This window comes from Psychrobacter sp. Arc29, assembly GCF_041431175.1.
GTDB lineage: Bacteria > Pseudomonadota > Gammaproteobacteria > Pseudomonadales > Moraxellaceae > Psychrobacter.
Genome location: NZ_JASMRR010000006.1, coordinates 36063 through 50799, shown reverse-complemented (window position 1 = coordinate 50799; position 14737 = coordinate 36063). Strand labels below are relative to the sequence as shown.

Below are 14737 nucleotides of genomic sequence, written 5' to 3'. Positions count from 1 at the left end.
TATATATATTCCTGGATATATATTCCTGGAATTTGCTGATAATTTTCATGTTGATTAAATACAAAAGTCGTAATAGCCGTTATTAATCATAAAATAATGTGGCAAGAATATTAATAGCAAAGGTAGCTTAGAAGGTTTACACTCGTTCTATCACCATGGCAAGCCCTTGCCCAACGCCAATACATAAACTAACTACTGCATATTTTTCACCTGTCCGCTGTAACTCACGTGCTGTACTCAACGCAATTCTTGCACCTGATGCCCCTAGCGGATGTCCAATAGCAATTGCTCCGCCATTAGGGTTGACGCGCTTGTCATCAAAATCAATATCTAAACCTTTGAGACAACCCAGTACCTGCGAGGCGAATGCTTCATTAATCTCAATGATAGCCATATCATCAAGGGTCAAATCAGCACGTTTTAACGCCAGCTTAATGGCTTCAACAGGGCCTACGCCCATAATATTTGGCTCGACACCCATGGCACCAGATGAAAGAATCTTTGCGATAGGCTTGAATCCTAACTTTTCCTCTGCCTGCTTTGAGCCGATAATCAGGGCAGCGGCACCATCATTGATGCCTGAAGCATTGCCTGCTGTAACAACGCCTTCGTTATTTAAAGTTTTTAATTTTTGTAATGCTTCAACAGTAGATTTGGCGCGCGGATGCTCATCCTCAACTACTGATTTCTCAGGGAGTTTTTTGCCTTGTGATACCATAATTGGCGTTATTTCATCATCAAAGAACCCAGTTTTTTTGGCGGCCTGGTATTTAGCTTGCGAAGCTGCTGCGAACTTATCCGCTGCTTCACGAGTGATACCATATTTACGCGCAACATTATCACCCGTTTGCGGCATGCTATCGTTACCAAAATGCTCTTCTATGATGGGATTAGGGAACCGGCTGCCGATAGTGGTATCAAATACTTTAAACTCACGACTAAAAGGCTGCGCAGTCTTAGCAAAGACAAAGGGTGCACGAGTCATTGACTCAACACCGCCCGCTAAAATAACATCGCCTTCGTTGCAGGTAATACTGCGAGCGGCATCTATAATAGCCGATAATCCAGAAGCACATAGACGATTGACAGTTTGACCCGGTGTTTTTACATCCAACCCTGCTAGCAGCGCAGCATTACGGGCAATGTTGCGTGAATCCTCACCAGCTTGATTGGTATTACCGATCAATACTTCATTAAAAATATCGTTAGGTAGTTGATGCTTTTCGACTAAAGTCTTCATCACTTTAGCGATTAAGTCATCCGGACGAACAGTTGCTAATGCGCCACCATGCCGACCAAAAGCACTTCTTAATCCATCATAAATATAGGCGTCCAACATAATTTCTCCTAGCTGTCATTTTAAAGTGTATTTTATTACACCATTAATATTAATAGTTGCTCTGCTGAGAGAACAGTGAAATACCAAGTGTGGCTCGGCGCTGTAACCATGGGCTAGAACGGTAGCGCGGATCACCGGTTAATCCGTAAATACGCTCTAAAATGAGTAATATCCGCTCAGCACCAAGCTTATCTCCCCATGAGATAGGGCCGTAGGGATAGCCCAATCCCAGCCTAACCGCATTATCAATATCATCAGGAGAGGCGATACCTTGCAGTGCAATATCACAGCCTAAGTTAACCACCATTGCGATGACTCGCTGCGCCACAAAGCCTGTGCTTTCATTGATGAGTGTTGCATCAACCGTAGCCTGTATTGACTTTTCATTGTCACTGACGGTTTTGTCTGGGTGTTTACCAAATAAAGCATAAGCTTGTGCCACGAACTTATCTTGAGTGACGATACTTGGCATCAATGTACGATGCATTGACAAGTCAGTCAGCATATCGATAGCAACCGCTTGTTTGGGGTTCACGTGATAGCGCATAGCAGCATTGGTTGTGTCCTCGCCATACATTGCCAGTAATACCAGACTGTCAGATTGTGGCTTATCGCCATTGTCGATGTTGATATTATTAGCATTCAAATAATCAATCAGCTGCTGCTTATCCTCTACTACGTCAGCGCCAATCCAAACTGAGGTGATGGCTGTATCAGAGGCTGACACCTCAAACGATGGCTGTTGAGAGATATCTTTTGTGACTTTTTGACCATCTTGTTTTTTATTTTCTGTATATTGATAAAAGCCTTCACCAACTTTACGACCAAGCTTTTTTCCTATGAGCATCTGACGGGTTAAGGGATGGGGACGGTAACGATCTTCATGATAAAACTGGGTATAAATTGATTCCATCACGGGGTGAGAGACGTCGATACCCGTCAGATCGAGTAGCTCGAACGGCCCCATCCGAAAGCCAGCCCCTTCACGCAAAATACGATCAATATCCTCGAAACTGGCAACCCCTTCTCCCAATATTTTTAAGGCCTCTGTACCGTAAGCTCTACCGCCATGATTGACAATAAAGCCTGGGGTGTCTTTTGCCACCACCCCTAAATGTCCCATGCGCGTCGCTAATGTAGTCAATGTCTCAACGATTGATGGATGAGTAGAAAGTCCAGGAATCACTTCAACGATTTTCATGAGCGGCACTGGGTTAAAAAAGTGAAATCCAGCCACACGTTCTGGGTGCGTACAATTGGCAGCAATCGCGGTCACGGCTAATGAGGAAGTGTTGGTTGCCAAAATTGTCTTGGTAGGCACAATGCTTTCTAATTGTTTAAAAAGCTGTTGTTTGATTTCTAGGTTTTCAACAATGGCTTCAACAACGACATCTACTGTAGATATGTTGGCTATATCATCAATCACTATCAGATTTGCCAAAGCAGATTGAAGCTGCGCGTCAGTGAACTTACCTTTCGCCGTTAGTTTTTCGAGCATGGTTTGAAGAGATTTACGCCCTTGTGCAGCAGCGCCCATTTTGGCATCGAACAAAAGCACCTGAATACCTGCTTGGGCAGCAATTTGGGCGATACCCATGCCCATGACACCTGTGCCGATGATGGCCAATGATTTGATATTTATTGTATTGGCGGTCATAGTCGTCCTTTATATGATCTTGTTGAATAATTTTATTTTCAAAAAATTGGTCTGCTTATCCTTAGCAAACCACACGCTACTGACCTTTATAATTGGCGTCACGTTTTTCCAAAAAGGCCTTTACGCCCTCTTTTTGATCTTCGGTATCAAATAAAATCTGAAAGGCTTTACGCTCCAAGGCCAATGCAGCCTGTAGCGGCATATCAACCCCAAGATTGGCCACTTCTTTGATTTGCATCAATGCAATGGGCGAATAACCTGCCAGTTTTTTAGCAATCTCAATGGCACGCTTGATGGTGGTTTCATCGTCAACCACTTCAGAAACCAATCCCATTTGATCCGCAGCCTCAGCACTGATCATATCGCCTGTTAGTATCAGCTTCATTGCTTTATGCTTGCCAATCACGCGAAACAATCGCTGCGTGCCCCCAGCTCCTGGCATCAGCCCAATTTTGATTTCTGGTTGACCAAATTTAGCGGACTTGCCAGCGACAATAATGTCAGTATGCATAGCCAGCTCACAGCCGCCGCCAAGCGCATAACCATTGACCGCAGCAATAATTGGCTTGCGACAATTGGTAATCGCATCCCAATAACGCTCACTATGACGTAGATATACATCGACGGTTTTTGCTGTCAAAAAATCATTAACATCAGCACCAGCTGCAAATACCTTATCACCACCAGTCAACACAATGGCTTTAGTCTGTGGGTCGTCATTGAGCTGGATAAAAATATCCGCCAGTTTCTGACGCAGTTCAGTATTTAACGCATTACGAACTTTGGGTCGATTGAGCGTTATCACGCAAATACCATTCGCTAGCTGCTCAGTCAAAATTATTTGCTCTTCCATGATGCTGTCCCTCTAATAATGTCTTCAAGTAAAATACTGTTAGCTTAAAAAGCATAGATATTTGGATATAAAATACTGCATAGCGATATTTATTAACAATATATACTGTTTAATTTGTTTTGTGAAGCTAGACATCTAAATAACACAATAAAAATACTGGTATTTTATTAAAAAAAATACTGCATTGCGGTTTTAAATATTAAAGACATCTTACCAATTCAACCAAGTGATATTATTACTGTCAAAGAAAACCAGTTATTCGAAGTAAGCTATGCTGAAGAAACCGTAGAGATAAACTTGGTAAACTAACGACTCGATGAGGAGTCTACCGTGGCCAAGAAAATCAAAACTTACAGCACAGAATTTAAAGTAGAAGCCGTTAAGAAGATAGCAAACAACAACGGCAACGTTTCAGCCACTGCCAAGTAGCTTAGCATCGCCATGCAAACGTTATCTAACTGGTAGAACAAAGCCAATCAAGGCAAGCTTTTATGAACTGAGTAGTATGATCCTGAGCTTATGGCAGCTATTCAGGAAATAAAGCAGCTCAAGCGGCAGCTTAAAGTGGTTGAAGAGAAACGAGAGATACTAAAAAAGGCCACGGCGTATTTCGCAAAGCACAGTTGATGAAGTACGTCTTTATCAAAGACAACCAGTACCTTTTTAGTATTACCTGCATGCGCCGTGTATTAAACATAAAATCATCGAGCTATTACGGCTGGATAAATCGTGAGATTAGTGAACAGCAGATATACCGTAACCACCGTAAGCTATTAGTTAGAGCAGCTCATAGTGAAACTAAAGAACGTTATGGTGTTGATTGACTACATGCCTACCTAAGTGCGCAAGGGTATGATATTAGCCAATATATGATTAGAAGTATTAAAGAAGAGCATGACATCAAATACTGTCGCCACAAGCGCTTTAAAGTCACCACTGACTCAAACCATAACAAGCTTGTCTATCTAAACATGCTGGTTCAGCAGTTTGATGCTAAGCGCTCCAATGAGTCTTGGGTCAGTGACATCACTTATATTTGGACTGCTGAGGATTGGCTATACTTAGCAGGTGTTAAAGATCTCTATACTAGAGAGCTTGTTGGATACGCCTTAAGTAAGCGCATGACCGCCTATTTAGGCTGTCATGCATTGAATATGGCAATTAGGAATGAAAGGCCAAGCCAAGGGCTGACTGTGCATTCTAATAGAGGCAACCAGTATTGCAGTCATACCTATTACAAAATTATCAAGCAGCATCGTTTTAAAGGCTTAATGAGTGGTAAAGGCAATTGCTTTAATAATGCTCCTATAGAAATCTTCTGGGGTACGTTAAAGAGTGAGCTTGTATATCATCAAGAGTATAAAACAAGGTTTACAGCGATCAACGAGATCACACAATATATAGAGCTGTATTACAACCAAACTAGGATTCAAAAGGATTTAGGCTATAGATCGCCAAGACAGATGTGATTTGACTTTGATCGTCAGGCTGCATAACTAAAATGTCCCAAGTTTAATTGTACGGATTTGACGGCAGGGGTCACTTGATAGTCTGATTGATTTGGCCAATAGCCAAGATCATGAGATAAGTAATATAGAAAGCTTGTATAAGTTTAGCCAAATGGCGTGTATACCTACGCATTTAGGTTTTGGTAAATATAAGGGTGAGGCTATTGCAGGTTTAGCCATTAGTTCTGAGAGTGCTGGGTATCTTCAATGGCTGCTTAAACAAGATAGTGTTAATCCTTAAGCTCAATCATGCCAGCAAGCATTAGAGTCAGTATAAATACACTTATATAGTCGGTTTCATAGTGTTGAGCTATGCTAAAAACTGAGAGATATAGTAGAAATAGTTAACGCTCCAGTAGATCAAATTCTTATTAAAACTATAACTTATTAGGTAGTAAACCCCTTAGTATCATGGTATTTCAAACATCATCAATATCTACATATACCATGGAACAATCTTACTCTAACAAGTCAAAAAAGCTTTATATGCTATTATCTACATGGTGTAGAGGGCTTACTAATGAAGTGTGCTTTTCTTAGGTAATGTTGCAAAGGTTGGGGTAGGAAATTTAACCAGTAAAATTAAGTTATGTATCGCGCTTTGGGCTATTAATAAGAAGTAATTGCTTTCTAACAGATGATACGCTAAATATAATATTCAGCTATGGCCAAACTGTAAATTCGGCCATGGCTGAATAACTTACTAATATTTAAATAGCTTTGAGACTGTGTGACTTAAAAATTGATTTAGGAATGTAAAATGATACTACCCAGTTCGGCTGATCAACGATTTCACTGATTTTCAGCTGTCCAGCTACGCTGCATAGGGCATAAGCTAACTCTTCATCCATACCAGCTTTTTTCTTTAACCGGTCAATCATAAATCGAACAGCATTTTTTGCCCCTTCCATAAGATCAGGACCTACTCCTGTGGTAACAATGTAGCCCTCATTATGGTTATCGCTAGCAACAGCTGGCATATCAAACATGGGAGCAGGAATACTGTCGCCTTTAAGCAGTCTAATTGTCGCTGTAGCCGCCATACGAGTCTCGACCGCGGTACCACATACTTCTCCATCTCCTTGACATGCATGTGTATCGCCAATGCTAAGAAGGCCGCCTGGCACCTGAACTGGTAAATAAAGCTTAGATCCCTTTACCAGATCGCGAATATCTAAGTTCCCACCACATACACGCGGGGGAACGATAGAATGAGAACCAGGTTCAGCAGGTGCTAACCCGATGGTCCCAGCAAACGGCCGGAAAGGAATAACGATATCATCATAGAAATACACTGACTCACTATCATACTCTGAAATTTTTAACCACGGTTTTGTAAACTCTTCAGCCAGTAAACCGAAGCCGGGTATTATTCCTGTCCATCCCCAACCACTAGGTTCAAAATCTAAAAGCTCAATTTCGATAACATCACCTGGCTCAGCATCTTCAATGAATAACGGACCACATACAGGGTTCAAGGCATCCATAGGCAATCGCGTAAGGATCTCAGCCTTACTATCACGAGTAATCAACCCTCCACTAGCATCGAGAATATCGAATCGTCTAGTATCGCTAGAACTTATAATTTCAACGGGCTTCAAATCATGATCAAAGCAATGATGAACATCGTGTATCGTTTTAAAATGCATATTAAATCTCCATATCAACTTCTTGGCCGCGCATTTTCGCTAGGTAATAAATACCAAAACCTATTGCGGCCCAGACTGCACCAGTAATAATAGTATAGGATTCAAAGCCACTCCAGATATATCCCACAACGCCTATTCCAAATAGAGGACTTAGGATGTGGAGAAAAAAGTTGTAAGACTTCTTTTTAAGTACAAAATAATACATTGTACTAACGTTAAGAATCAAAAACGCTGTCAAAGCACCAATTGTGACGATAGATGTCAGTAAAGCAAGATGAGACATAAAAGCAATTGCGGCTACAATAGATATCACACTGACTAAGAGTGTACTGACATATGGTGTTTTATAACGAGAATGTACACGAGAAAGTGCGGTAGGTAATAACTTATCACGTCCCATACTGTATAGAATACGAGCTGTTGCAATTTGTGCAACTAGTGAATCCGCAATACCCCAAGCAATTGCTGTCGTCGCTGCCGTTAGTACTGCTAGCCACTCGCCACCAGCGATACGTGCTGTTTCGTAGAATGCAGTATCAAGGTTGTTAAACTGTTCTGGATCCGGTTGTATTAAAGCTGCAATCCATGTTTGAGCGATAAATAAACCACCGATAATAAACAATACTAAGAAAATCGCTTTACTGACCGCTTTTCCTCCCCCTTTTGCTTCTTCAGCCAGTGTAGAAATACCATCAAATCCAAGAAAACTCAGAACAGCAATAGGTACAGCAGAAATGATGAGTCCCAGCGAAAAGTTATCTACATCGTAAACAGGAGCTATTGAAAATACGGCCCCGTTAACATTATTGCTAATCGCTACAACTCCGACGACTAGAAATACAGCAAGAACGATAAGCTCAGCGATCAGCATCCAACGATTGAATCCAGCGGTGAAACTGATACCACGAATATTGACGTAAGTATTAAATATTACAAAAGCAATAATCAAAATCAAAGGTGAGATAGAGGGAAAAATATCGTGAATAGCGAGTGCTCCAACCACGTAGAGCAGAGCTGGTATGAGAACATAGTCCAGCAACATAATCCAACCTGTGACAAATCCGACAAAGCTATTAGTACCTTTAGACACATAAGAATACACAGAACCTGCTACAGGGAACTCTTTAGCCATTTGTGAATAACTAATAGCAGTAAAAAGCATACCTATTAGCCCAATTATATAGGCCGTCACGATCGTACCACCACTGGCGCTCATTACATGCCCAAAGATGCCGAAAGGTGCAATAGGAACGATAAAAATAAGGCCGTAGATCACAAGATCTTTCAGCTCTAGCGTTCGCGAAAGCTCTTGCTTGTAGCCAAGACTTTCAAGCGTATTCTCACTCATTGATGAACTCCTTTTATTTACAATTTCCTTTTTAGTATTTTGAAAGCTTTTTATTTATTCGATCAGCAGAGCAACACTGACTTCATTTTTAAAATAAGTGAACACCTTTAAGTTTATGTAAATTTTGGCACATTGCCGACTCATTAAGTAGATACTATATTTTCTACAGTACCAATTCCTAAAGTTTTGTATAAATATTTACTGGAAGCCCATATGCGTAGAGTATAATTACACTGTACCGAAGATATCTATGTTTCGCTCTTGAACGTCTCTAGACTGTATTGGCTAATATCATACTTGTCCTCACTCAGGTATGCGTTTAGACGAGCTTTTGTCTTCTTGTCTCACTATGCATTACTTTAACTAGTAGCTCACATTTGTTACGATATACGCGCTGTGCGCTCATAACACAACTTGCCCGCTCGTAGTAGCTTGATAGCTTCACGTCTAATATGTGACATACTCGAGGAATACTAAGAAAGTGCCTGTTATCTTTAAAGGCGTGCTTCGCGAGCTGCTCTTTGCAGAGTTTAATTAGCCCTTCTAAGTTGCATATCACTCAGAAGGATTAGTTTATGAAGACCTACTATGGCTTCGCTCTGACTAAAGAAGATGTCTCATTGGGACGATTGTCATCCACGAAGCTAAAATCACAGTATAAATTTCGATGCTTCTTACTATTAGGTATCAGATAGGTATTTAGACTGTAGGGTTATTCGTAGCTTTATCACTAAAATCGTTATTAGCATTTGGCTTAATATAACGAGGCATTTTTTGTCCAGTTTCTTTAGCGACAGTATGTAGCATCTGTTCAATCCACCCAGCATCCATAATAAACATAAGCGAGCCATCCTCATTGAAGTTCACATTAGCACCTTCAACCATGATAAACCCCTCTGCACCTTCATCACTTCTGAGTGTATGTGTTGACCCTGCTGGTTCAAATAAATAGCTTCCAGCTGTTTGCACATCATCTGGATACTCCAAATACATCCAAGATCCTGCTGTGGTATAAAAATGTACTATCCCCGTATGAAAATGCTCTGGTAATTGAGTATTGGGTTCAAAACGGGCGTAAATAACCCATACCCCTGTTTCAGAGTTCAAATAAAAGGGCGTGATATGAACACCTGGCAAGGCATTTTTTATCTCGCCTTCCTTTTTCATATTTAGTGTCAATAGATAGTCTTGAGGGGTGCCGATAGACATAATGCAATTCCTTTTGTGATATACGATTCATAGTCGGAGTCAGCATCAGTGTCCTTCAGATGCTGCTAGTTGTAAGCAAGTTAAGCCATGACTGCACCTAATCTCTTGCAGATACTCTATTAGTATATTCGCCTAAAACTTACTGCCAACCACTCAAAAGAATGGTTTTTTATAAGCATAATACTGAGTACAACCATCCTTTTATTATCAATATTTATGCTAATTTTAATCAATATGACTAGGGCATGTCTGATAGTAGACCCTGGTAGGGACATTTTATAACTATCTAACCTGCTTCATAGCCATATACCAGAAGAGTAAGTTTATTAGTTTATCTAGCTACTTAAGTTATAGCTGTTTAATAAAAGGAATATTTCGTATGGATACGAAAGCATCAGATACATTTTCAAAAGATTTGTTTGCTCATAAAGTTGTCGTGGTGACCGGAGCAACATCAGGAATTGGACAAGCCGTTGCCATTGCCTTTGCACAAAAAGGCGCTAAGGTTTGGGCATTGGGACTGAATAGTAAGGAGGCACAGTATCCACAGCAATTGGATATAGAGTCAGTGGAACTAGATGTCACTGATGAAGATAAAGTTGCCCATTTTTTCAAAAATTTAAATCAGCTTGATGTGCTTTTTAATGGCGCAGGTATTGGCTCGACAACAGAACACGAATTACCTATGTTTAAAAAGGTTGTTGATATTAATTTAACGGCAGTTTTTCATATCAGTGAATGCGCGGCGCCACTATTGGCAGAATCATCTGGTGGTTCTATTATTAACGTCTCATCTATGTACTCTATATTTGGGTCACAACTCACGCCTGCTTACGCATCATCCAAGGGCGCAATCGATCAACTGACTAAATCTCATGCTATCTACCTTGCAAAAGATCATATTCGTGTGAATGCTGTAGCACCCGGCTGGATTGATACTCCTATGATTCAACAGTTAAAAGTACTAGACGGTTTTACCGATGGTATTATGGCAAGAACGCCTCTGGCAAGGTTTGGTAACCCAATAGAAGTGGCTAATGTGGTTTTATTTTTAGCTTCTGATGCAGCTAGTTGGATTACTGGTACCATCGTCAACGTCGATGGTGGCTATTCTATTGTTTAACATGCAAATGCCCTAAAAATAGGTCATGGTCTGTTACGACTTGGCCTATTTCAGAATATACTGTTGATGTGCTTGCGCAACGGCTTGTGTTCGGGAGCGTACTTGTAATTTATGATAAATATTACGTAAATGCCATTTTACGGTGTGGATAGATAAAAAAATCTTATCGGCTATCTGTCCATCACTCAACCCCCTTTCAACCAATAATAGTATTTCAATTTCGCGCTCTGATAACACTACCCTACTATCAGAATCACTCTGATTATCACGAGATGGTTGCATAGTACTTTTTATTTGATGTTGTTTATTTTTCGATGAAAAATTGATTTCTTCACGAAAAGCATACTCCCCTATTTCTAGTATAGATACTACATATTTTTGGATATCAGACGATACGGCAATCTCACTTCCCTCATACTGATAAAGCTTATTCAACAACATCAAAATTAGCGGATGCTCATCGAGTATAATTCGATGTGTTTGAGTAGATTTAAATTGTTCCAATGCGTTTAATAAGCTTTTGTAAGACAATATAGGCTGATCTAACGCGTAATAGGCCATTGCCAACAATAACCTTATACGAGCATTACGTATCACAAAGGGTAAATCAGCTTTTAGAAATTTATTCAGCTCCACCACTGCTTGCGCTACTTGCTGACTATTACCTAGAAATATCGTCGTACGATATGGTAACAGGTCCAATCCAGTCAGTAATTCAGTCAACGTTAAATCACTAAGCTCACCGTCTTCTCTTTTTACTCTTTTTTTTATTTGATAACTAAGCCGATCATTCTTATCATCATATTTTCCTGTCACTATTACTGGCATTATTTTTTTCAAGTCTTGCTCGTCAATCCATCGTTGTATATCACTGGTTAGCCGAGGGAGCGACCATTCATCCGCTTTACTATTGGCTTTTGAGAGAGCTTGATAGCCAATACCTATCCCTGATAAGCAAGTTAGATTTAGTTCTGTCAAAAAACCTAGCGTAATCATATCCGTGATAACCATATTTTCACCTTGGCCAAAGTCTCTCAATGCTTGTTTGGCATCTTCCATACGATTGCACTCATAATAGAAGTTCGCTTTTAAACTACTTGCCACGCTTAGCATCATGTTAAGATTGCTATCGTTGGTTCCTAATTGAGCATACTCTGGACTGATACCAATGCGCTGAAATTTTTTAGTGGCCGATGGTATGTCGCCTAACAACCTGTCACAGGTCGCATCAATACTGTCTATATAAGTTAAACCGTACGGATTATTGTCCTTGATATAAAGGTTTCTTGATTGCAAAATTAGTGAATGAGCATGTTGGATATTGCCACTATTAAGTTGATATAAAGCACAGATGGCCAATAACGGTGCTCTAAAGAAATACGCCTCTAGTGACAGTTGTTTAAGACCTTTTTGCGCTAACTGATGAGACCTAGGCAAGTCATCAGCAATAAAAACGGTCATTGCTGATAAACCCAATTGCTTATCTTTATGACTAATAGAAGTTTGGTTATCCCTATCTAACAAATAGAATTCTTCTTGCTCAAGCACTTTTATATAACGGGCGGCTTTATGATGTTGACGAGATAGAATCAAACCCCAAATCAAATCGTATAGCAAAGCTGGATGTTGGCATAGCTGAACGTCAGTTAGAGGTTCTGTCAACTCTAATAAATTATAGAGCCGCCCCTCCAGTATCAAATCATGACTGACTGCTGTTAAGGCTGATAGAATCAATGTGTTATCACCGATTACCTGTGCATGGTAGATCGTCTCCAAAAACATATTATGTGCTTGATACCATTCTGCTGCTTTAGAGTGAGAAGCCAAATACTTTTCTGGCGCTCGATTTTTTAGCCTTGTTTGCAGAAACTGTCTCATTAATTGATGTATACGAAACCACTGATATTGATCATCTATGGCTTGAATAAAAAGTCCTTGTTGACTTAGGTTTTTAAGCAAGACCTGTGCATCAGTTGCACCAGTTAACGCATGACACAAGTTGGCATTTATTTTTCTTAATACGCTAATACTTAATAAAAGGTTTTGCACATGCGCATCACATTGTAAAAATACCTGCTCCGCTAAGAAGTCAGCTATTTGCCGCTGTGCGCCGTTCATTTGATGTACGAGTTGATATAGATCTTTTTCATTCTTACAGCATAAATTAATGAGCTGTATACCTGTTAGCCAGCCTTCTGTTTTTTCAATCAACATTGATACCAATTCATTATCAATCAAAGTCAAAGTGTTAGCAGCATCTACTATCACCTTTGACTTTGATTGATTGGCCGTCATGTAGGGCGTAAGCGTAGTATTTTTTATCAAATTGTCGTGTAGATATTGCTGTAGCATATAAGTGTCAGATGCTGACAAACGCAATTCATGTGCTCTAATAATTTGTACTAATCCTTGTAGTTCACCTTTTGTAAGTGGCCAGTTTGGTAACGTACGTGAGGCAATAACTAAATGATAGTTACTGGGTAAAAATAAGTATAGCCACCAGATTATGTTCAAGCTATTAGAGTTGGTTAATACCTCTAGTTCATCAATAAACAACGTATGGGAGGTTACCGTATCAAGCTGAGACAATAAATGATGAATATGACTCTTTGTCACCCTGTCTTCTACTAATAATTGTGAATCAGTTTTCTGAGTCAATATTGTCCACAAATATTGGTAAAGACGTATAGGGTCGTTGTCGTCGCTATCTAGAGTTAGCCAACTGACCGTGAGACCACGTATCTCTAGCTGTTCGCTCTGCTGTACCATAACAGTCGTTTTACCGTACCCTGCAGCGGCGTGCATCAAAGTCAACCGATGAGTAGCTTCTCCAAACACTTGATGCAGTAATTTGGGACGCTCAAGTAACCTGACTTGTTGCAATTGTGGTCGTTCGATCTTTGTGCTTAAAATAAGCATCCTTGCCTCATTTTTTAACAGTTTATTGCTAAATAATCTTTATAAATATGACTCAAGATAGCAAAAAACAAGAGAACTTATAAGCTCACCATTTAACGTTTCCAATGACTCAGAAGTTCTGATATAAATAACAGGTTAAAGGATTAACTTAGATATTACTCTCTGTTTATTATGAGTGTTGTCAGACTCAATAGTGTTCACACAAGGAAGAGATTATGCCAAATATTAATGTCAACGGAATCAACCTGTTTTATAACGATGAAGGTCCTAAAGACGCTCCGGTATTAGTACTAAGTCACTCGCTGTTTTTTGATCATAAAATGTTCGCGCATCAGATAGAGCACCTATCTAAAACCATTCGAGTGGTGAGCTATGATGATCGGGATCAAGGGCAAAGCGCTCGTTCAGAACTGAAAAGCGTTGACATGGATACTCATACCAACGATGCCATAGCATTAATTGAGGAACTCGATCTAGGACCTTGCTTTTTTGCTGGCAACTCTATGGGCGGGTTTATTGCGCTACGTTTAGCCGCTCGCCGCCCGGATTTACTAAAGGGTTGTATTGTACTTGGGTCTAGCGGAGAGCTTGAATACAAACTGGCTGATTTTTCACCTTTGGTTGAAGGCCTAGGCGCGCAAGGTACTGAGCCATTTATAGATACGCTTATGTATATCATGTTTAGCGATGACTATTTGGCAGATGCCTCTCGAGCAAGCGAGCGTGAGTACTGGCGTGATCATATGCTAAAGTTGGGAACAGATATTGCGCGCAGTGCTGATGGCGTTATTCATCGCACTGGCATATTAGATGAGCTTAAAGGGTGCAAAGTACCTACGCTAGTATTGGCAGGCGAACAGGATCATGCATATGAAGTACCTCTGTCAGAAAATATTACTAAAACAGTAGCAGACGGCAAAATGTTTGTGATTCCAAAGGCTGGCCACTCGGTAGCACTTGAGCAACCAGAAATCGTTAATAGATATATTGTAGATTTTATTTCAGCGCATTCATTATATTAAATAACTTGAGATATTGGTGATTTGATCACTTATGAAGTATTTACTCACTTAATTAAATTCAATCAAGCATGTTTGGCTTATGTCATTAGTGAATTTATCTATGTGCTTGA

9 protein-coding genes and 1 pseudogene are annotated in these 14737 nt (G+C 40.1%); 3 read left to right on the top strand and 7 right to left on the bottom strand.

The features are described from left to right. Nucleotides 1-136: 136 nt before the first annotated feature. The 3 genes from QO189_RS09375 to QO189_RS09365 all read right to left on the bottom strand — a co-directional run bounded on the left by QO189_RS09375 (nucleotide 137) and on the right by QO189_RS09365 (nucleotide 3849). Complete coding sequence (locus QO189_RS09375; RefSeq protein ID WP_134292701.1) at nucleotides 137-1339, bottom strand: 3-oxoadipyl-CoA thiolase; 1203 nt, start codon at nucleotides 1337-1339, stop codon at nucleotides 137-139. Between the two features lie 49 nt (nucleotides 1340-1388). Beyond that, a complete protein-coding gene (locus QO189_RS09370) occupies nucleotides 1389-2996 on the bottom strand; it encodes a 3-hydroxyacyl-CoA dehydrogenase (RefSeq protein WP_371532539.1) in 1608 nt (535 codons plus the stop codon). Nucleotides 2997-3072: 76 nt separating this feature from the next. Beyond that, nucleotides 3073-3849, bottom strand: coding sequence for an enoyl-CoA hydratase (locus QO189_RS09365; protein ID WP_134292699.1), 777 nt, complete (start codon nucleotides 3847-3849; stop codon nucleotides 3073-3075). Between the two features lie 330 nt (nucleotides 3850-4179). On the opposite strand from QO189_RS09365, the pseudogene QO189_RS09360 reads away from it, so the two are divergent. Then, nucleotides 4180-5318 (top strand): annotated as a pseudogene (locus QO189_RS09360) (IS3 family transposase). Nucleotides 5319-6067: 749 nt separating this feature from the next. Here QO189_RS09360 and QO189_RS09355 read toward each other — a convergent pair. The 3 genes from QO189_RS09355 to QO189_RS09345 all read right to left on the bottom strand — a co-directional run bounded on the left by QO189_RS09355 (nucleotide 6068) and on the right by QO189_RS09345 (nucleotide 9563). Continuing rightward, nucleotides 6068-7006: an acetamidase/formamidase family protein gene (locus QO189_RS09355; RefSeq protein WP_371532538.1), complete on the bottom strand. Its 939-nt coding sequence runs from the start codon at nucleotides 7004-7006 to the stop codon at nucleotides 6068-6070. A gap of 1 nt (nucleotide 7007) precedes the next feature. Beyond that, nucleotides 7008-8354 carry an APC family permease gene (locus QO189_RS09350; RefSeq protein ID WP_371532537.1) on the bottom strand — a complete coding sequence of 449 codons (1347 nt, stop codon included), beginning with the start codon at nucleotides 8352-8354 and terminating at the stop codon, nucleotides 7008-7010. 699 nt (nucleotides 8355-9053) lie between these two features. After that, nucleotides 9054-9563, bottom strand: a complete 510-nt coding sequence (locus QO189_RS09345; protein ID WP_194618425.1) for a 2,4'-dihydroxyacetophenone dioxygenase family protein — start codon at nucleotides 9561-9563, stop codon at nucleotides 9054-9056. A gap of 379 nt (nucleotides 9564-9942) precedes the next feature. On the opposite strand from QO189_RS09345, the gene QO189_RS09340 reads away from it, so the two are divergent. Further along, nucleotides 9943-10686, top strand: a complete 744-nt coding sequence (locus tag QO189_RS09340) for an SDR family NAD(P)-dependent oxidoreductase (protein ID WP_371532536.1) — start codon at nucleotides 9943-9945, stop codon at nucleotides 10684-10686. A gap of 45 nt (nucleotides 10687-10731) precedes the next feature. Here QO189_RS09340 and QO189_RS09335 read toward each other — a convergent pair whose 3' ends face one another. Beyond that, nucleotides 10732-13605: a LuxR C-terminal-related transcriptional regulator gene (locus tag QO189_RS09335; protein WP_371532535.1), complete on the bottom strand. Its 2874-nt coding sequence runs from the start codon at nucleotides 13603-13605 to the stop codon at nucleotides 10732-10734. Between the two features lie 215 nt (nucleotides 13606-13820). Between QO189_RS09335 and QO189_RS09330 the strand changes: the two genes are divergently transcribed. Continuing rightward, a complete protein-coding gene (locus QO189_RS09330; RefSeq protein ID WP_371532534.1) occupies nucleotides 13821-14627 on the top strand; it encodes an alpha/beta fold hydrolase in 807 nt (268 codons plus the stop codon). The last annotated feature ends 110 nt before the right edge of the window (nucleotides 14628-14737 follow it).